The organism is Amorphus sp. MBR-141 (genome assembly GCF_053628695.1).
Genome location: NZ_JBRJGW010000012.1, coordinates 1 through 19931 on the forward strand (window position 1 = coordinate 1; position 19931 = coordinate 19931).

General features: G+C 69.7%; 16 protein-coding genes. 5 read left to right on the forward strand and 11 right to left on the reverse strand.

Annotated elements, in window-relative coordinates:
- Positions 1-219: 219 nt before the first annotated feature.
- The 7 genes from ACSSVZ_RS16255 to ACSSVZ_RS16285 form a co-directional block, all read right to left on the reverse strand.
- On the reverse strand, positions 220-414 hold the full coding sequence (locus ACSSVZ_RS16255) for a heavy-metal-associated domain-containing protein (RefSeq protein WP_453971692.1): 195 nt from the start codon (positions 412-414) through the stop codon (positions 220-222).
- A 123-nt stretch (positions 415-537) separates the two neighbouring features.
- On the reverse strand, positions 538-1872 hold the full coding sequence (locus ACSSVZ_RS16260; RefSeq protein WP_453971694.1) for a M16 family metallopeptidase: 1335 nt from the start codon (positions 1870-1872) through the stop codon (positions 538-540).
- 134 nt (positions 1873-2006) lie between these two features.
- Positions 2007-3377 (reverse strand): M16 family metallopeptidase, encoded by a 1371-nt coding sequence (locus ACSSVZ_RS16265; RefSeq protein WP_453971696.1) that lies wholly within the window; start codon positions 3375-3377, stop codon positions 2007-2009.
- Positions 3378-3672: 295 nt separating this feature from the next.
- Positions 3673-4401, reverse strand: coding sequence for a hypothetical protein (locus tag ACSSVZ_RS16270; protein ID WP_453971698.1), 729 nt, complete (start codon positions 4399-4401; stop codon positions 3673-3675).
- 159 nt (positions 4402-4560) lie between these two features.
- On the reverse strand, positions 4561-5094 hold the full coding sequence (gene lspA, locus ACSSVZ_RS16275) for a signal peptidase II (RefSeq protein WP_453971699.1): 534 nt from the start codon (positions 5092-5094) through the stop codon (positions 4561-4563).
- Positions 5095-5122: 28 nt separating this feature from the next.
- Positions 5123-8116 (reverse strand): isoleucine--tRNA ligase, encoded by a 2994-nt coding sequence (ileS, locus tag ACSSVZ_RS16280; protein WP_453971700.1) that lies wholly within the window; start codon positions 8114-8116, stop codon positions 5123-5125.
- Between the two features lie 267 nt (positions 8117-8383).
- Complete coding sequence (locus ACSSVZ_RS16285; RefSeq protein ID WP_453971702.1) at positions 8384-8869, reverse strand: redoxin family protein; 486 nt, start codon at positions 8867-8869, stop codon at positions 8384-8386.
- A 224-nt stretch (positions 8870-9093) separates the two neighbouring features.
- Between ACSSVZ_RS16285 and ACSSVZ_RS16290 the strand changes: the two genes are divergently transcribed.
- The 5 genes from ACSSVZ_RS16290 (at position 9094) to ACSSVZ_RS16310 (ending at position 16340) form a co-directional block, all read left to right on the forward strand.
- Complete coding sequence (locus tag ACSSVZ_RS16290) at positions 9094-9690, forward strand: YqgE/AlgH family protein (RefSeq protein WP_453971703.1); 597 nt, start codon at positions 9094-9096, stop codon at positions 9688-9690.
- Between the two features lie 139 nt (positions 9691-9829).
- On the forward strand, positions 9830-11242 hold the full coding sequence (thrC, locus tag ACSSVZ_RS16295) for a threonine synthase (RefSeq protein WP_453971704.1): 1413 nt from the start codon (positions 9830-9832) through the stop codon (positions 11240-11242).
- A complete protein-coding gene (locus ACSSVZ_RS16300; RefSeq protein WP_453971705.1) occupies positions 11239-12543 on the forward strand; it encodes a M16 family metallopeptidase in 1305 nt (434 codons plus the stop codon). The genes thrC and ACSSVZ_RS16300 overlap by 4 nt, the downstream gene beginning before the upstream one ends.
- A gap of 3 nt (positions 12544-12546) precedes the next feature.
- On the forward strand, positions 12547-13173 hold the full coding sequence (locus ACSSVZ_RS16305; protein WP_453971707.1) for a GNAT family N-acetyltransferase: 627 nt from the start codon (positions 12547-12549) through the stop codon (positions 13171-13173).
- A gap of 284 nt (positions 13174-13457) precedes the next feature.
- A complete protein-coding gene (locus ACSSVZ_RS16310; RefSeq protein WP_453971708.1) occupies positions 13458-16340 on the forward strand; it encodes an EAL domain-containing protein in 2883 nt (960 codons plus the stop codon).
- A gap of 40 nt (positions 16341-16380) precedes the next feature.
- Here the strand turns inward: ACSSVZ_RS16310 and ACSSVZ_RS16315 are convergent, their stop codons facing one another.
- Genes ACSSVZ_RS16315 through ispH form a run of 4 tightly spaced genes read right to left on the reverse strand, consistent with a single transcriptional unit; the run spans position 16381 to position 19809 of the window.
- The gene (locus ACSSVZ_RS16315) at positions 16381-17346 is read right to left on the reverse strand and encodes a diacylglycerol/lipid kinase family protein (protein ID WP_453971710.1); all 966 of its coding nucleotides are present in this window, start codon (positions 17344-17346) and stop codon (positions 16381-16383) included.
- A 40-nt stretch (positions 17347-17386) separates the two neighbouring features.
- Positions 17387-17866, reverse strand: coding sequence for a ribonuclease HI (gene rnhA / locus ACSSVZ_RS16320; RefSeq protein WP_453971711.1), 480 nt, complete (start codon positions 17864-17866; stop codon positions 17387-17389).
- Positions 17863-18828, reverse strand: a complete 966-nt coding sequence (locus tag ACSSVZ_RS16325) for a homoserine kinase (RefSeq protein WP_453971713.1) — start codon at positions 18826-18828, stop codon at positions 17863-17865. Before ACSSVZ_RS16325 ends, rnhA begins: the two co-directional genes overlap by 4 nt.
- A gap of 9 nt (positions 18829-18837) precedes the next feature.
- Positions 18838-19809 (reverse strand): 4-hydroxy-3-methylbut-2-enyl diphosphate reductase, encoded by a 972-nt coding sequence (gene ispH / locus ACSSVZ_RS16330; RefSeq protein ID WP_453971715.1) that lies wholly within the window; start codon positions 19807-19809, stop codon positions 18838-18840.
- Between the last annotated feature and the right edge of the window lie 122 nt (positions 19810-19931).

Here is a 19931-nt window from a genome sequence, read left to right on the forward strand (position 1 = left end):
TCGGGCAGCTCGTCCAGACCATCGAACCCGACGAATGCCAGAACTATCTCACCAACGCTGGATACGCTTCCGTCAAAACATGAAACGCTCTAGAAACCAGGCCCCCCTCCCGGAGCCGGTGCGCGGAGCGCACTCGGCGTGAGGGGCAACAAACATCAAGGTATTGATTCTGCAGCCATTTCTTATCGGTCAGGTGATTCCACCTGACCGGAAAAGGCTCTAATGCTCGACGTTGAAGCCGGCGCGCTCGATGGCGAGGATGAAGCGGTCGAGGGGGGCGGGGGTGTCGATGTCGACGCGGCCCTCTTCGACGTCGATGTCGACGTCGGCCGTGGGGTCGACGGAGTGCACGGCTTCCCGGACGACGCCGCCGCAGCTCCTGCAGTCCATGCCGCTGACGATCAGGGTGATCACAGGCTTCGCCTCATTCTCCCCCAGGCAGCCGCAGCAGGCTGCCAAACCGTTGCATGACGCGCGCCGTGCAGCGATTCGTCAAGCTGCGGTGCGGCACGCCGGGCGCCGCACCGCCGTTGTCGGTCAGGTCCCGGACGGTCCGACGGTGACGAACGTCGGTTCGCCGTTGCCGAGGATCCGGGCGGCGACGCGCTTCACGTCGTCCAGTGACACCGCCTCGATCAGGGCGTTGCGCTTGTCCACATAGTCGATGCCGAGCTCCTCGAGCTGGATCTGCAGCAGCTGGGCGGCGATCGAGGAGGAGGAGTCGAAGCGCAGCGGATAGGCGCCGGTCAGGTAGGCCTTGGCATCGTCGAGCTCCGCCTGGGTGGGGCCGCCATCGGCCATCCGGGCGATCTCGGACTTGATCAGCCCGACGGTCTCGTCGACGCGGTCGGCGCGGGTGGCGGTGCCGCCGCCGAACACGGCGGAGTGGTCGAGCGGCACGAGGTAGGAATAGACCGAGTAGGCGAGGCCGCGCTTTTCGCGGATTTCCGTGAACAGGCGCGACGAGAACGAGCCGCCGCCGAGGATGTAGTTCATCACGAAGCCCGGGATGAAGTCCGGGTCGTCCCGGGCGATGCCGGGTCCGCCGAAGCGGATGGCGGCCTGGGGAACGTCCATGGTCTCGGTGGCCGTCTCGCCGGTCTTCGGCATGACGTCGGCCACCGGCGTCAGCGAGGCGGTTGCCGGAAGGCCGCCGAAGGTCTCGTCGAGGAGCGGCTTCAGAGTTTCCGCGTCGATCGCCCCGACCACGACCACGTGCAGGTTGTCGCGGGCGAGCGCGGCGTCCTTGAACGCCTGCAGGTCGGCCCGGGTGATCGCGGCGACGCTCTCCTCGGTCCCCTCGAGCGGACGGCCGTAGGGATGATCGGGGAAGGCCTTGCGGGACCAGATCTCGGCGGCGACCTCCATCGGGTCGCGCTGGTCCCGGCGGATCCCCGAGATGATCTGGTTGCTCATCCGCCCGATGGCTTCGTCGGCGAGATGCGGCTCGGCCAGCGCCACCTTGAGCAGCTCCACACCCTCCTGCGGATTGTCGGCGAGCATCTGCAGGTTGCCGTAGAAGGCGTCGCGGTCGGCGGAGAACGACAGCCGCACCGACTTGTCCTGCAGCTCGGTCTGGTAGGCCTCGGAATCGTAGGGGCCCGCGCCTTCGTCGAGCAGCGCCGAAAGGAGGTTGGCCACCCCCGGCTTGTCGGCGGGGTCCTGGGATGCGCCGGCCCCCTCGAAGGCGAAGTTCATCACCACGACGGGAACGGTGTCGTCGGAGACGAGCCAGGCCTCGATGCCGCCGGGGCTGGTCACCGGCTCGATGGTGATCGCCTGGGACGGCGAGGCGCCGGCCAGCACCGCGGCGGTGGTGAAGCCGAAGGCCGCGAGCGACAGGCGGGTACGGCGGGCAAGAACGGTCAGCATGAAGAGATCTCCTCTCCTTCAGGGGCGCGCGGGGAGATGGCGCTGCGCCCCACGACGGGCGAACTCGGGCGTTGCGACAGGGCAGGGAACGGGCGGGGCGCGCACATGGACCGGGCGCGGCCCGCCGGCACTCGTCAGGAGTCCTTGCCGGGTATCTTCTTTTCCAGGTAGCCGGTGACGCCCCGGTCGGGGGACAGGTAGGCCCGGGCGGCCGCCTGCACCTGGTCGGCGGTGACGTCGCCGATGCGCGACGGCCAGGCCTGGACGTCCTCGATGGTCTGGCCGGTGGTGAGCGCGAGGCCGAAGATCCGGGCGAGACGCTGCTGGCTGTCCTGGGCGAACAGGGCGCCGGCGACGAGGCTGCGCTTGGCGCGCTGGAGTTCCTCGTCGTTCACGCCGTTCTGGGCAATGTCCTCGACCGTCTTGTCGATGGCGGCTTCCACGGCGGCGAAGTCGACGCCGTCGCGCGGCACCGCGTAGATCATGAACGTGTCCGGATCGAGCGCATTGCCCTGGTACCAGGATCCGACCGACGAGGCGAGGCCGTCGGTGCGCACCAGCGTGTCGTAGAGCCGGCTGGTCGAGCCGCCACCGAGGATCTGGGAGAGCACGTCGAGCGCTTCGGCCTGGCCGGGCTCGGCGGTGGCGTAGCTCGGCACCACCCAGCCGTGCCGCAGCGAGGGCTGCCCGACGCGCGGGTCGTCGTAGCGCACCGTGCGCAGGGCGTTGAGCGCCGGCGTCGCGGAGCGCACCCGGGGCTTCACCTCGGCGCGGCTCTTCACCTGGCCGTAGGTCTTCTCCGCCAGCGCCTTCACCTCATCGGGCGTCACGTCGCCGGCGATCACCACCACGGCGTTTTCCGGCGTGTAGAAGCGGTCGTAGAAGGCGTAGGCCGCCTCGCGGTTCAGCGCCGAAACCTCCTTCGGCCAGCCGATGACGGGATCGCCGTAGGGGCTGTTGACGTGGAGGGTGGCGTCGAAGATCTCGCCGAGCTGCGCGGACGGGTCGTTGTCGACGCGCATGCGACGCTCCTCGAGCACCACGTCGAGCTCGCGGGCGACCTCCTCCGGCTCGAGCGAGAGGTGCGCCATCCGGTCCGCCTCGAGCTCCATCATGCGGCCGAGGTGGTCCTTGGCGATCTGCTGGAAATAGGCGGTGTAGTCCTGGGAGGTGAAGGCGTTCTCCTGGCCGCCGAGCGAGGTGACCACGCTGGAGAAGCCGTCGGGATGCGCCTCGGTGCCCTTGAACATCAGGTGCTCGAGGAAATGCGCGGCCCCCGATTCGCCGGCGGCTTCGTCCGCAGCGCCGGCGCGGTACCACACCATGTGGGTCACGACCGGGGAGCGGTGATCCGGGATCACCACCACCTGCAGGCCGTTGTCGAGGGTGAAGCTGGAGGTGTTCGGAGCGATCTTCAGATCGGCAAACGAGGTGTCGGCCGCGAGGGCCGGGGCGGCGAGGAGACTGGCGCCGAGAGCCGCGACGAGCGCGTATCGTGCCTTCATCCGCTGCAATCCTTCCGTTGTGGTGGTCGGTCCGCGCGGGCGATGCGGGCGCCGCGTTCGGATCGGGACCGGTCTGTCCGGCCCGCAGTTCGGACCGATGGTCCGTTCGAGCGGAAGGTACAGGAGGCGTCGCCGGGGGCGCCACTGAACATTCCGTAATGTTGGCGCGAGCAGGGGGACCGGCGGCGGTGGCGGGAGGGCGGCCCGGACGGCCGGGGTCAGCCGGGGCCCGAAAACGGGAATGCCGCGCGGGGGCGCGGCATTCGAAGCGGGCGTGAGCGGAGGGAGGCGACCGTCAGTTGACCGTGTCGTAGACCGGGTTCGACTTCTCCTGGCCGCCGTACAGCTGGTTGCGCGCCCACTTGCTGTTCTTGATCTTCTTCTTCTCGGGCAGGGCGGCCGACTCCGCCGGCTGCCGGTACTCGTCCGGCGGCTGGATCAGGTACTGGCGCGGCTGCGCCGTTCCCTCGGCGGTCAGCACCTTGCCGGAATTCTTGCCGTCGGGGCTGTCGAAGCCGGCCTTCATTTCCGTCGGGCTCAGGGCGACGTTGCCGGTGTCGCGGAGGAAGCGCTTGTCGTAGCTCAGGCTGCCGTTCGAGGTGGGCAGCCCGCCGGCGACGCGCCCGGCCTGGATCTCTTCGGGCGTCAGGCGCTCGCCGTTGAGCGTGGACGAGGCGGAGGGAGCCGGCTCGGAGGCCCGCGCCTTGTCCGGATCGTCCGGCCAGTCGACGGCGGCGATGGCCGTGCCGCCCTCGGGCTCCGGCGGCGGCAGCTCGTTGGACGGCGGCAGCGCGATCGGGGAGCGCTGCTTGTAGTTGATCTCGGTGGCCGGACGATTCACCATGCCGGTGGATTCCAGGATGCCGCCGAACAGGCCGACATCGCGTTCCTGGCTAGGCTGCTTCTCTTCGTAGAAGTAGCTGCTGCTGGTGTTGCAGCCGGCAGCGCCCGCGGCGAGCAGCGTCAGCGTCAGCAGCCGGGTTGCCGTTGCGAACGAATGCGAACGCTTCACCACAGTTGTCACCCTTCGGTTATCCGCCGCGCCAGCGCCGGGAGGCGCTGCGACGTGTGAGGCTTCAGTCTATCACGAGATGTCGAACCGCCCGCCATCGTGCCCTGCGTGCCGAAACCGCAGGTCCGGCGACACGGGCTGCCGGATCAGTCTGGCCGACAAATGCCAATGTCAGCTTTCACCGGACGTTTCCTTTGCGGCATTATTACGACGTCCACCCACGGCGTCGACGAGAAGCCCGATCACGCCCAGCGCGATGGCGGCATCCGCGACGTTGAAGACGTACCACGAGAACGATCCGACGAAGACGTGGACGAAGTCGGCCACCGCGCCGTAGGCGATTCGGTCGATGCCGTTGCCGACGGCGCCGCCGACGATGAGGGCAAGGCTGGCCGACGTCCAGCGGTCGCGCGCCACCGCCAGCCAGTAGCCGAGAAACAGCGTGATGATGCCGGTGAACACCACCAGCAGCCAGCGGCCGAGGTCGGTCTCCTGCTGGAACATGCCGTAGCTGATGCCCTGGTTCCAGACGAGGACGAGGTCGAGGAACGGCGTGACCCGGAGCGGCCCGGTCGCGGCCAGGTCGACCACGTTGAGGAGCCAGAGCTTCACCGCCTGGTCGACGACGAGCACGATCGCGGCGAGGGCGAAGCCGAAGCGCCAGTGCGACGGCTTCGCGGGGAGGGGGCGCGTGGCCTCGGTCATGGGGTGTGTCCTCCTCCTCGCGGTCCGATCACGCGGTCGCTGCCCGGCCGTCGAGCTCGCGCATGGCCTCGGCGTCGCGGAACGTCAGGTCCGGGTAGTCGGGATCGCTGCCGACTTCCGGAAGCACCTTCCAGGACCGGGCGCAGCGGCGGCCTTCGGCGTGGGTGACCACGACGGCGACGCCCGGCACCTCGTCGAGGCGGAAGGCGTCGGCCGGGCCGTTGTCGTGGCTGAGCGTCGCCTGGCTGGTGATCGACACGTCGGCCAGCTCGACGTCGGCCACCGCCGAAAACAGCGCCGGGTTGGTGACGTAGACCGCCACGTGTGCCTCCAGCGAGCCGCGGATGCGCTTCTCGCGCCGCTCGATCTCGATGGCGCCCAGCACCACCCGGCGGACCTCGCGGACCTTCGCCCACTTCTCGGCCAGCTGCGGGCTCTGCCAGGTGGCGTCGATGACCGGGAACTGCTCCAGGTGGATCGACCGGCCGTCGTCCTCGCCGTGCAGCGACAGGTGCGCCTCCTCCATGGTGAAGGGGAGCATCGGCGCCAGCCAGCGGGTGAGCGCCTCGAAGACGATGCCGATCACCTGCAGCGCGGCCCTGCGGCGCACCGAGGAGATCGGATCGCAGTAGAGTGCGTCCTTGCGGATGTCGAAGTAGAACGCCGACAGGTCGATGGTGGTGAAGTTGATGAGCGCGTGGGCGATGCGCTTGTAGTCGTAGTCGCGGTAGCCCTGGCGCACCAGCGCGTCGAGCTCGACCAGCCGGTGCAGCACCAGCCGCTCCAGCTCCGGCATGTCGGTGAGCGCCACCGCTTCGCCGTCGGCGTGGGCGAGTGTGCCCAGCATCCAGCGCAGGGTGTTGCGCACCTTGCGGTAGGTCTCCGAGGTGCCCTTGAGGATCTCCGGGCCGATGCGCTGGTCGTCGGCGTAGTCGCTGGTCATCACCCACAGGCGCAGGATGTCGGCGCCCGACTGGGCGATCACGTCCTGGGGGGCGACCGTGTTGCCGTCCGACTTCGACATCTTGCGGCCGTCCTCGGCCATGGTGAAGCCGTGGGTGACGACGGTGGCGTAGGGGGCGCGTCCCCGGGTGCCGCAGGATTCCAGCAGCGACGAGTGGAACCAGCCGCGGTGCTGGTCGGAGCCTTCCAGGTAGACGTCGGCCGGCCACTTCAGGTCGGGGCGCTTTTCCAGCACGAAGGCATGGGTCGAGCCGGAATCGAACCAGACGTCGAGGATGTCGGTGACCTGCTCCCAGTTCTGCGGATCGTCGACGAGCGCGCCGAGGAAGCGCTCGCGGGCGCCGTCCTCGAACCAGGCGTCGGCGCCCTCCGCCTCGAAGGCGTCGGCGATCGCCGCCACCAGCGCCTCGGACGGCTCGAAGTCGGGTCCCGGCGCGAGGCGGCCGTCGTCGGTGTGGCGGAAGACGGTGATCGGCACGCCCCAGGCCCGCTGGCGCGACAGCACCCAGTCGGGGCGGTTCTGGATCATCCCGCGCAGCCGGTTCTGTCCGGCGGCCGGCACGAAGCGGGTCTCGGAGATGGCCTTGAGGGCGCGCTCGCGGAGCGTGTCCTCGCCCACCGGCGCCTGGCCCTCGGCGAGCCCGTAGCCGCCGAGCGGCTTGTCCATGTGGACGAACCACTGGGGCGTGTTGCGGAAGATGACCGGCTTCTTGGAGCGCCAGGAGTGCGGGTACTGGTGCTTCAGGCGGCCGCGGGCGACGAGGCGGCCGGCCGCGACGAGGGCCTCGATGACGCTGCGGTTGGCGTCGCCGGTCTTGCCCTCGGAGGTGAGCACGCGCCTGCCCTCGAAGCCGGGGGCGTCGCCGGTGTAGGTGCCGTCACCGTCCACGGTGTAGGGGATCGACGCATCGATGCCGCGTGCCTCCAGCGCGCGGCGGTTGGCGATCCACACCTCGAAGTCGTCGGTGCCGTGCCCCGGGGCGGTGTGCACGAAGCCGGTACCGGCCTCCTCGGTGACGTGATCACCGGCCAGCAGCGGCACGTCGAAGCCATAGCCGCCGAGGCCCGAGTCGCGGAACGGATGGGCGGTGACGAGGCCGGCCAGCGCGTCCTTCGGCACGTCGGCCAGCCGCGTGTGACCCGAGGCGCGCATCGTCTCCAGGGTCGCGGCCGCCAGCGTGTCAGCCATGACGAACCGGTCGCCCGGCTTCACCCACGGCAGGTTGCCGTCGGGAAGCGGCGCGACTTCCGTCACCTCGTAGACGCCGTAGGAGATCGTCTCGGAATAGCTGATGGCGCGGTTGCCGGGGATCGTCCACGGCGTCGTCGTCCAGATGAGGATTGAGGCGCCGGCCAGCGGCCCGTCGCCCAGCACCGGGAACGCCACGGTGATCGTGTCCGACTGGTGCTCGGCGTACTCGACCTCGGCTTCCGCCAGCGCGGTCTTCTCCACCACCGACCACATCACCGGCTTGGAGCCGCGGTAGAGCTGGCCGGAGACGGCGAACTTCATCAGCTCGCGGGCGATCTGCGCCTCGGCCGGGTAGCTCATGGTCAGATACGGGTTGGCGAAGTCGCCCTCGACACCGAAGCGGCGGAACTCCTCCGACTGCACACCGACCCAGTGCTCGGCGAACTGGCGGCATTCCTTGCGGAATTCCACCACCGGCACCGCGTCCTTGTCGCGGCCCTTGGCGCGGTAGCTCTCCTCGATCTTCCACTCGATCGGCAGGCCGTGGCAGTCCCAGCCGGGCACGTAGTTGGAATCGTAGCCCAGCATCTGGTGCGAGCGGGTGACGACGTCCTTGAGGATCTTGTTGAGCGCGTGGCCGATGTGCAGGTGGCCGTTGGCGTAGGGCGGGCCGTCGTGCAGCACGAACCTGTCGCGCCCGGCGGCGGCTTCGCGCAGCCGCTTGTAGAGGTCCATGTCGGCCCAGCGCGCCAGCAGCTGGGGTTCCTTCTTCGGCAGGCCGGCCCGCATCGGGAACTCGGTCTTCGGCAGGAACAGCGTGTCGGAATAGTCGCGCGCCTCGGGCTGCGCGGTGGTCGTGTCGGTCATCGGTTCGATTCCGCTCGGCGGTTGTTGCGGGGCAGACGTGTTCTGGCGGACGGCGGCGGCGGACACCCGCACGGCCACGACCGCAATCCCGGTCCGCCGTGCCTCGTCATCGCACGGCGGCCGGGCCGCTAATTCGCCGGATATCGACCAGGAGGCAGGACTGTCTGCGCATGGGCGCCTTCTAGCAGCGCTCGCCGCGTACATAAAGCCTTCCGCGGGCGTCGGAACGCCGCGGAAGGCAAGGGCGCAGGCGGGGCGTGTCGGGCCTCAGAGGGCTTCGAGGACCGCGGCCGCGCCGGAGGTGACGGCCTGGCCGGGGGAGTCCTCGATGGCGAGGGTTTCCACCACGCCGTCGTTGACGATCATCGCGTAGCGCTTCGACCGCACACCCATGCCGAAGCCGGAGGCGTCCATGTCCAGGCCGGCCGCCTTGGTGAAGGCGGCGGAGCCGTCGGCAAGGAACACGATCTTGCCCTTGGCGCCGGTGGCCTCGGCCCAGGCGTTCATCACGAACACGTCGTTGACCGCCACGACGGCGACGGTGTCGACACCCTTCTCCTTGATGATGTCGTAGTTCTCCAGGAAACCGGGCAGGTGATTGCGGTGGCAGGTGGGCGTGAACGCGCCGGGGACCGCGAACAGGACGACCTTCTTGCCGGAAAACAACTCTTCCGACTTGATCGGGGCCGGGCCGTCGCTGCCCATGGTGGTGAAGGTCGCGCTCGGGATCTTGTCGCCAGGCTGAATTGCCATTTGTATCTCTCCATGGCTCGTCGCGGGCTTTCGGACCCCATGTAGCGGCTTGTGGGGCAAACGTCCAAGCCCAACAGCGTCTCGGGGGCGAACGGCGCGGTGCCGGCGACGCGGAGCGTTAACAATCCGGCGCCGGCGCATTAGATTTGTCGGAAAGCGCGGGCTCGGCGGGTGCCGGTCCGCGCGCAAGGTCGAAGACAGAGCAGCTGACAGGATAGCGGGTGATGAGTGGCACGAGCATGGACGGCTATCTGGAGGGGCAGCTCCTGGTGGCCATGCCGAGCATGGGCGACACGCGGTTCGAGCGCGCCGTCATCTTCATGTGCGCGCATTCGGAGGAAGGGGCGATGGGCATCGTCCTCAACCATCCGTCGGAGGAGGTGTCGTTCGCCGATCTGCTGGTGCAGCTCGACATCGTCCCGGAGGGCGAGCCGATCCGGCTGGCGGTGCCGGACGGCGAGGTGACGGTGCACCGGGGCGGGCCGGTGGAGACCGGACGCGGCTTCGTGCTGCATTCGGGCGACTTCTTCATCAGCGATTCCACGCTGACCATCGACGACGAGGTCTGCCTGACCGCGACCGTGGAGATCCTCAAGGCGATGGCGGAGGGGCGGGGCCCGAGGAAGGCGCTGCTGGCGCTCGGCTACGCCGGCTGGGCGCCGGGGCAGCTGGAGGCGGAGATCCAGCGCAACGGCTGGCTGACGTGCCCGGCCGACCCGCGGATCGTGTTTGCGCCCGAGCTCGATCAGAAATATGACCTTGCGCTCAAGAAGATCGGCATCGACCCGCGCCTGCTGTCGGGGCAGGCGGGCAACGCCTGACGGAGCGGGCGGAAAGGGCCGCGCCCCCATCCTTGTCGAAGGGTCGGGGGGCGGTTAGGTTCGCCGGCAAAACGGACGAACGAGCAACCTGCGACGACGCCGGCCGCGCGCGCCGGCGAACACAGAAGGAAATGCCCGCGTGAAATATGTCAGCACCCGCGGCGAAGCGCCGGTGCTTGGATTTTCGGACGTCCTCATGGCGGGGCTTGCCGCCGACGGCGGCCTCTACGTGCCCGAGACCTGGCCGACGCTGTCGCGGGAGGAGATCGCGGGCTTCGCGTTCCGGCCCTACGCGGAGATCGCCGAGCGCGTCATCGCGCCGTTCGTCGGCGACGACATCGAGCGCTCCGCGCTGGCGGGCATGATCGCTGCGGCGGCCGGCACCTTCCGGCACCCCGCCACGACGCCGATCGTCCAGATCGCCCCCAACCACTTCCTGCTCGAGCTGTTCCACGGCCCGACGCTCGCCTTCAAGGACGTGGCGATGCAGCTGCTCGCGCGCCTCGTCGACCGGCGGCTCGCCGAGACCGGGCGCCGCGCCACCATCGTCGGCGCCACCTCCGGCGACACCGGCGCGGCCGCCGTGGAGGCCTTCCGCGGCCGGCACAACGTCGATGTGGTCATCCTCTATCCCCACGAGCGGGTCTCGCCGGTGCAGCGCCGGCAGATGACCACGGTCGGCGACGACAACGTCCACGTGCTCGCCATCGACGGCACGTTCGACGACTGCCAGACCATCGTGAAGGACATGTTCGCCCACACCGCCTTCCGCGAGGCGGTCGGCCTCACCGGCGTGAACTCCATCAACTGGGCCCGCATCGTGGCGCAGGTCGGCTATTATTTCGCCGCCGCCGCCGCCCTCGGCGCGCCGGACCGGCCGGTCTCCTTCACGGTGCCCACCGGCAATTTCGGCGACATCTTCGCCGGCTACGTCGCCAAGCGGATGGGGCTGCCCATCGAGCGGCTGGTGATCGCCACCAACGTCAACGACATCCTGGTGCGGGCGCTGTCCAGCGGCGACTACCGCACCGACAGCGTCACGCCGACGGCCTCGCCGTCCATGGACATCCAGATCTCGTCCAACTTCGAGCGGCTGCTGTTCGAGGCCTACGGCCGCGACGGCGCCGCGATCTCCAGCCTGATGGGGCGCCTGAAGCAGGGCGGCGGGTTCGAGATCGATCCGGCCGCGCTGGCGACGATCCGCGCGGAGTTTTCCGCCGCCTCCACCGACGAGGCCGCGACCGCCGCCACCATCGCCAGCGTCCACAAGGCGACCGACCTCGTCATCGATCCGCACACCGCGGTCGGCGTCGCCGCCGCCGGCTCCCACCTTGCCGACGGCGTGCCGATGGTGACGCTCGCCACCGCGCATCCGGCGAAGTTCGCCGAGGCGGTGGAAAAGGCGACCGGCCTCTCGCCGCGCCTGCCCGACGCGCTCGCCGACCTCGCCGCCCGCCCGGAGCGGATGACGCGCCTGCCCGCCGAGACCGCGGCGGTCGAAGCCTTCGTGATCGAACACAGCCGCGCCACGCGCAAGGAAGCTGCCCAATGAGCGTCGAAATCACCAAGCTCGGCAACGGACTGACCGTCGTCACGGACCATATGGACCATGTCGACAGCGTCTCGCTGGGGCTGTGGGTGGGTCGCGGATCCCGGTCGGAGAGCGAGGCCGAGCACGGCATTTCGCATCTGCTCGAGCACATGGCGTTCAAGGGCACCAAGCGCCGGACGGCGCGCGGCATCGCCGAGGAGATCGAGGCGGTCGGCGGCGAGCTCGACGCGGCAACGAGCGTCGAGACGACGGCCTACTATGCCCGCGTGCTGCGCGAGGACGTGCCGCTGCTGGTCGACATCCTCGGCGACATCATGCGCAATTCCGCCTTCGACAGCGAGGAGCTGGCCCGCGAGAAGCACGTGATCCTCCAGGAGATCGGCGCGGCGCGGGACACGCCCGACGACTATCTGTTCGACCTGTTCCCCCAGGCCGCCTGGCGCAGCCAGCCGATCGGCCGGCCGATCCTGGGCACGCCGGAAACGGTGATGGGCTTCGATGCCCAGGCGCTGCGGGGCCATCTCGCCAGCCACTACCGGGCGCCCGAGATGGTGTTCTCCGCCGCCGGCGCGATCGAGCACGACGAGATCGTGCGGCTGGCGCAGGAGCAGTTCGGCGATTTCTCCGCCGAGGCGGGCCCGAAGGTGCCGGCCGCGGCGTATTCCGGCGGCTCGATGATCGAAGCGCGCGACCTGGTGGAGACCCAGATCGTGCTGGGCTTCCCGGGCGTCGGCATGCGCGACCACGACTATTTCGCCGCCCAGGCGCTGGCGACGCTGCTCGGCGGCGGCATGTCGTCCCGGCTGTTCCAGGAAGTGCGCGAGCAGCGCGGGCTCTGCTACTCCATCTACGCGTTCCACTGGGGCTTCTCCGACACCGGCGTGTTCGGCATCCACGCCGCCACCGGGCCGGAGGACGTGGCCGAGCTGATGCCTGTGGTGGTCGACGAGATCGTCCGGGTGCACGACGACGTCACCGAGGCGGAGGTGGCGCGCGCCCGGGCCCAGCTGCGCGCCGGCCTGCTGATGGCGCGCGAGCGGTCGTCGGCCCGCGCCAGCCAGATGGCGCGCCACGTGCTGACCCACGACCGCGTCATCGCCCCGGACGAGCTCGTCGCGCTGATCGACGCGGTGGACGTGGCGGCGGTGCGCAAGGTGGCGGGGCGCCTGCTGTCGGGCGGTGCGCCGACGCTTGCGGCGGTCGGGTCCGTCGACCAGGTCCCCGACGTCGGGTGGATCGCGGAGCGCATCGCGGCGCCGGCCCGGGTGGCGCCCCAGCGCAGGCTTTGCACCACGGGATAGGCGATGGGCTTCTTCACCCACGGCGCGGCAGACAGTTTCGGACCCGTCCTGAAGGGCGAACGGGTCTATCTGCGGCCGCCGACGGCGTCGGACTATCCGTCGTGGGCGCGGCTGCGCTCGGAAAGCCGGGAGTTCCTGAAGCCCTGGGAGCCGACCTGGCCGGTCGACGACCTGACGCGCATCGCCTTTCGCCGCCGGCTGCGGCGCTACCAGCGCGACATGCGCGAGGACGACGGCTACGCCTTCTTCCTGTTCAACCGCGCCGACAACGAGATCGTCGGCGGGCTGACGCTGGCCCACATCCGGCGCGGCGTCACCCAGTCCTGCTCGCTCGGCTACTGGACCGGCCAGCGCTTCGCCGGCAAGGGGTTCATGACGGCCGGGGTGCGGCTCGCCGTGGGCTTCGTCTTCGACACGCTGCACCTGCACCGGCTGGAAGCGGCGTGCCTGCCGACCAACGCGGCATCGATCCGTCTCCTCGAAAAAGTCGGGTTTCAGCGGGAAGGCTATGCGCGCAGTTACTTGTGTATTAATGGGGCTTGGCAGGACCATCTGCTTTTCGCGCTCGTGAGAGGCGACCTTGGGGGGGACAGGGGCGCCAAGGGCATCAGACTCGTCGCAGAGACCTAGCGCATCTCAATCGGTCAGATCGCTCCGATCGGACTGAGAAGGGGCGCTCAAGGTATTGAATCTGGGGCCATTTCCTGTCGCCTGGGCATGCGCCCGGGCGGAGAGGGCGCCAGCCGGATCGATCGGCGTTCGGTTGCGGGAGGGAGGCCCGGCGACGCGTCCGATCGGTACCGGGCCTCCGTCCCCAGGTGCGCCCCGCGTCTCGGACATCCGCCACGGCGTGGAGGATGCCCGGGCGATTGCCGAACGACCGGGCCCGCTTCGGGCCACGGCGAACCGGAGAAATGTGTGTGTTTCGGCTGGAACTGATCGTCGCCCGCCTGTTGGCCCTCATCGTCATCGCGTTTGCCGTGGTACCGGCCCATGCCCTGGAGGCGGTCCCGGTGTCGCGCGACGCGTCGGTGATCAATCTCCTCCCGGACGTGGACATGTACCTCGACGTCGAGGACCGGCTGCAGGTGTCGACGGCACCCGGCCCCGACGGGATCGTCCGGCGCATCGAAGTGCGCGCCATCTCCAAGGACCACCGCAACTGGGCGGTGTTCGCGCTGGCCAACCCGAGCGACGAGCAGATCGACCGCATCCTGGTGGTGCCGCACTTCCGGCTGGTGGGGTCCGGCGTCATCTGGCCCGACCTCGGCTCCGAACGGATCGCCGCCATCACGCCGAGCCAGGGCTTCCCGCCGGAACGCGAGGCCAGCCAGGACGCCGACGTCTTCCGCATCACCCTCGATCCAGGCGCCGTCGTCACCTACATGGCCGAACTGTCGTCGCCGCGGCTGCCGCAGCTGCGGCTGTGGGAGCCGAACGCCTACAAGGATTCCGTCAACGCCTACACGCTCTACAAGGGCATCATTCTCGGCATTTCCGGCCTGCTGGCGCTGTTCCTGACGATCGTCTTCGTCATCAAGGGGACGGTGCTGTTCCCGGCGACCGCGGCGCTTGCCTGGGTGGTGCTCTCCTACGTGATGGTGGACTTCGACTTCTGGGGGGAGGTGCTGCAGATCGCGCCGACCGACGACAGGGTCTACCGATCGGCGACCGAAGTGCTGCTGGCGCTGATGCTGGCGGCCTTCCTGTTCGCCTACCTGAACCTCAACCGATGGCACGTCCGCTACAGCCACACGATGATCGGCATCCTGCTGCTGTTCCTCGGCGTGCTGGCGATCGCCATCGCCGACCCGCCGATCGCCGCCGGCATCGCCCGGATCGCTCTCTGCGTGATCGGCGTCGCGGGGCTGGTGATCGTCGGCATCTTCGCGGTGCGCGGCTACGACCGGGCGATCATGCTGATCCCGACCTGGTGCCTGCTGCTGGTCTGGCTGTTCGGCGCCGGACTGACGGTGACCGGGCGGGTCGACAACGACATCGTGCAGCCGGCGCTGGACGGCGGCCTGGTGCTCATCGTGCTGCTCATCGGCTTCACGGTGATGCAGCACGCCTTCGCCGGCGGGGCGATCGCGCAGGGGCTGATCGGCGACGTCGAGCAGAGCGCCCTGGCGCTGGTCGGCTCGGGCGACATCGTCTGGGACTGGGACGTGTCGCGCGACCGGATCGTCGTGGGCAAGGAGGCCGAGCAGCGGCTTGGCGCCGAGGCGGGCGCACTGCAGGGGCCGCCGCAGGACTGGTTCGCGCTGCTGCATCCCCAGGACCGGGACCGCTTCCGCGCCACCCTCGACACCATGGTCGAGCAGCGGCGCGGCCGGATCTCCGACGCCTTCCGGCTGCGCGGCGTCGACGGGCATTTCCGCTGGTTCCACCTGCGCGCCCGGCCGGTGATCGGCTCCGACGGCGAGGTGATCCGCTGCGTCGGCACGCTGCTCGACGTGACCGAGGGCAAGACCCGCGAGGAGCGGCTGCTCCACGATTCCGTGTTCGACAACCTGACCGGGCTGCCGAACCGCATGCTGTTCCTCGACCGCCTCGACATGGCGATGGGCTGGGCCGACGAGGAGACGCGGTCGCGGCTGTTCGTGGTGCTGGTGAACATCGACCGGTTCTCCGACGTGAACGACCAGTTCGGGCTGTCGGTGGGCGATTCGGCGCTGCTGACCATCGGACGGCGGCTGGCGCGGATCCTGAAGCCGCACGACACAATCGCCCGGCTCGGCGGCGACACCTTCGCCGTGCTGCTCTACTCCGACGCCTCCGACCTGCGCGGCTTCATCGACCACGCCCGCCGGCTGATCCGCACCGCCATCGAGTTCGGCGAGCGGGAGATCTTCCTGTCCGCCTCGATCGGCATCGCGGCGCTCCGGGCGGAGACCTCGAACGGCGAGGAACTGGTGACCGACGCCGAGCTCGCCATGCGCCGCGCCAAGCGCCTCGGCGGCGACCGCGGCGAAATCTACGACCCGCTGATGCGCAAGCTGTCGGTGACCGGCAAGTCGATCGGCGTCGACCTGCGCCAGGCCATCCAGCGCGACGACATGGCGCTCACCTACCGGCCGATCGTCCGCCTGGTCGACAAGGCGATATCGGGGTTCTCCGTCGAGGGGTCCTGGCGGCATCCGATCCAGGGCCAGTTCACCTGGTCGTCGCTGCTGCCGCTGGCCGAGCGCGAAGGGCTGGCGACGCCGCTGGTGCTGTCGGTGCTGGAGCGGGCGGCGCAGCAGATGCGCGAGTGGCAGTCCACCAATCCGGACGCGGCCCCCGATTTCGTCTGCGTGCAGATCCCCGTCGGCGGGCCGTTCCGCTCGGAGCTGGTCAACGACGTGAAGGCGGTGATCGTCCGCAACCAGCTCGCCCCCGGGGCGCTGAAGCTGGCCATCGCCGAGCAGGTGGTGGCGCAGAACCCGGAATTTGCCGCCCAGCTGATGCATCGCCTGCGCGACGTCGGCGCCTCGCTGGCGTTTGACCGGTTCGGCGCCGGCTCCACCTGGCTCGGCTACCTGGAGCGCATGCCGATCGACACCATCCGCATCGAGCCGAGCTACGTGCGCGGCAACGGCAAGGGCCGCCGGTCGCTGCTGCTGCGCTCGCTGGTCGGCGTCGGCCACGACCTCGGCCTGCAGGTGCTGGCCTCGGGCGTCGAGACCGACACCGACGCGCTGGACCTTCTGCAGCTCGGCGTGGAAATGGCAGAAGGCGACCTGTTCGGCCGGACGCTGGCCGCGCCCGCCGCGACGCGCATCCTCCAGGACAGCGCCATCCAGGCGGCCGAGTAGCCGCAACCGCCCCTGGCGTGCCGGACCGGCCGCCGCGGCCTTACGGGACCAGGATCGGGATCGGGCGGAGGCCCGGCTGGATCATGACGGGAGTGGTCGCGAACCGGTCGCCGTCGATCTGGCATGGCACCGGCGCCATCGCCGCGAGGCGGACCTGATCGGCCGGCCGGATGACCACGTCGGGCTGATGGGCGATGCGGCCGGCGAGCAGCGCCAGGCCGATGCGGACGATCGACAGCGGGTCGTCCTTGCGCAACCCGATGAAATGCAGCCCCGGCTCGGTGGCCGACGCGTCCGGGCAGACGACGAACGGGCCGCCATAGCGCGACACGTTGGTGACCGCGGCGAGCCGGCAGGTGATGGTCTCGCCGTCGACGGTGGCGAGCACGTCCGGCGTGCGCTGGCCGAAGACGTGCTTCATCGCGATCAGCGCGTACGCCAGCTTGCCGAAGCGCCGCTTCAGGCCGAGCGGCAGCGAATGGACGACCGCCGCGTCGTAGCCGGCCGAGACCACCAGCACGAACGGATGGCCGTTGGCGCGGCCGTAGCTCAGCGGCACCGTGCGGCCGGCCGAGATCATCGCGGCAAGCGCCTTGGGGCGGCGCGGCAGCCTGAGCTCCAGCGCCAGGACGTTGGCGGTGCCGAACGGGATCACCGCCAGGTCCGGCGGGTCGCTCATCCGCTGGAAGCCGGCGAGCGCCTCGTTCACCGATCCGTCGCCGCCGGCGATGACGACCAGGTCGAACCGGTCGGGCAGCGCCTGGCAGGTCTCGCGGATGTCGCCGGCGCGGCGGGTCAGCTGGACGGTGACGTGGTGGCCGGCGCGGCTCAGGTGCCGGGTCACCGCATCGAGCTTCACCCGCCGGAAGGCGCCGGCGGTCGGATTGGCGAGGATGAGAATGCGCCGGAGCGCGGTCGCCGCCGATCCTGCCGCCGCGTCGCTCCGGACAGAAGCGGGAGCGGAAACGAGCCCCGGATGGGACGGCTGAGAGCGATACAGAGGCACGGTCGGTCTCGCTTTCGACGTCTGCGGTTTGGCTGCGGCGCTATCTGACCTTGGCGGCCCGGACGGAGTCCACGCCCTCCCGCGCCAGTTCGTCGGCGCGCTCGTTGCGCTCGTCGCCGGCGTGCCCGCGAACCCAGTGCCAGTGTACATCGTGCTGCTGGCTGAGTTCGTCCAGAGCCTTCCACAGATCGGCGTTCTTGACCGGCTTCTTGTCGGAGGTGCGCCAGCCGTTGCGCCGCCAGTTCTTGATCCAGCCGGTGATGCCGCCGCGCACGTACTGGCTGTCGGTGAAGATGTCGACCGAGCTCTTGCGGGTGAGCGCCTTCAGCGCCTCGATGGCGGCGGTGAGTTCCATCCGGTTGTTGGTGGTCTCGCGCTCGCCGCCGGACAGCTCGCGGACGTGCCCCTGCCATTCCAGGATCGCGCCCCAACCGCCGGGACCGGGATTGCCGCTGCAGGCGCCGTCGGTGTGGACGATGACGCGGCTGCCGTCTTTGGCGGGCCCGTTGGTGTCGCTCATCGGTCGAGTCCATAGTCGCGGGTGGAGGTGACGGCGTGATGAAAGCGCAGCCGGCGGAGATATTCGACCGGATCCTTGGGCGTCACCAGCGCGCCGGGGGGGACGCGCAGCCAGTCGTGCAGGCGGGTGAGCAGAAAGCGGATCGCCGCCCCTTCGGCCAGCAGCGGCAGCGCCCGGTATTCGGCGTCGGTGAACGGCCGCACCTCGGCGTAGCCGGACAGCAGCGCCCGCGCCTTGGTGACGTTGAAGGAGAGATCCGGCTCGAAGCACCAGGCGTTGAGGCAGATCGCCACGTCATAGGCGAGCGCGTCGGTGCAGGCGAAGTAGAAGTCGATCAGCCCGGACAGCCTGCGGCCGAGGAAGAAGACGTTGTCGGGAAACAGGTCGGCGTGGATCGTGCCGGTCGGCAGCTCGCCCGGCCAGCGCGTCTCGATGCGGTCGAGGGCGTTGCCGATCTCGCGCGCCAGGCCCGGAAACACCTCGTCGGCGCGGTCGGCCGACTGGTCGAACAGCGGCCGCCAGGCGTCCACGCCCAGCGCGTTCGGCCGGGTCATCGGGAAGTCGTCGGCCGCCGAATGCAGCCGCGCCAGCGCCCGGCCCAGTTCGGCGCAGTGGTAGGCCTCCGGCCGGCGCCGCCACATGCCCTCGAGGAAGGTGATGATCGCGGCGGGGCGGCCAGCCACCTCCGACAGCACGGCACCGTCCCGGGTGTGGACCGGCGTGGGGCAGGGAACCCCGCGACCGGACAGATGGTCCATCAGCCCGAGGAAATAGGGCAGGTCGCTCCGCTCTACGCGCTTCTCGTAGAGCGTGAGGATGAAGGGGCCCTTTTCGGTGCGGATCAGGAAATTGGTGTTCTCGACGCCTTCGGCGATGCCCTTGGAGGACAGCACCGCGCCCAGCTCGAACTGCTCGACGAAACGGGTGAGCTCGTCGTCGGAGACCTCGGTGTAAACCGCCATGTTCGGACGCTACTCGGCTGCGGCGGTGCGAAGTTCACGCGGGAGGTTGAAGGAGATCGTTTCCTCGGCGGTGCGGACCGTCTCGACGCGGACCTCGTAGCGTTCGGCAAACGCCGCGATGATCTCTTCCACCAGGGTTTCCGGGGCCGAGGCGCCGGCCGTGATGCCGAGCGTGCGCACGCCCTCCAGGGTCGCCCAGTCGATGTCGCTCGCCCGCTGCAGGAGCACCGAGACCCGGCAGCCGGCACGCTCGGCGACCTCGCGCAGGCGCTGGGAGTTCGACGAGTTCGGCGCGCCGACGACGATCATCGCGTCGACCGACGGCGCGACGGCCTTCACCGCTTCCTGCCGGTTGGTGGTGGCGTAGCAGATGTCGTCCTTGTGCGGGCTGACGATCTGCGGGAAGCGGGCCGTCAGCGCCTCGACGATGGCGCGGGTGTCGTCCACCGACAGCGTCGTCTGGCTGACCCAGGACAGGTTGGCCGGATCGCGCGGCTCGAAGCGCGCCACGTCCTCGACGGTCTCCACCAGCGAGATCGCGCCCTCCGGCAGCTGGCCCATGGTGCCCACCACCTCCGGGTGGCCGGCGTGGCCGATGAGGACGACCTCGCGGCCGCGCTTGAAGTGGATCTGCGCTTCCTTGTGCACCTTGGAGACGAGCGGGCAGGTGGCATCCAGGTAGAACATGTTGCGGGCGGCGGCCTCCGCCGGCACCGCCTTGGCGACGCCGTGGGCGGAGAACACCACCGGCGCCTCCGTCTCGGGGATCTCGGAGAGTTCCTCGACGAAGACGGCACCCTTCGCCTTGAGCGAATCCACCACGAAGCGGTTGTGCACGATCTCGTGGCGGACGTAGACCGGCGGGCCGTAGCGCTCCAGCGCCAGCTCGACGATCTGGATCGCCCGGTCGACGCCGGCGCAGAACCCGCGCGGCGCGCACAGCATGATGTCGAGGCGAGGCAAGTTGCTCACGGAGTGCATTCCCAGTAGCTAAATCCCGGCGACCGTATCGGCGGGCCGACCGCGGCCGCGCCGCTCAATGGACTAACACGTAATCACCTCGGCCTGCGAGTTGAAGTGGGATGGGCGGTCGCGCAGGGACG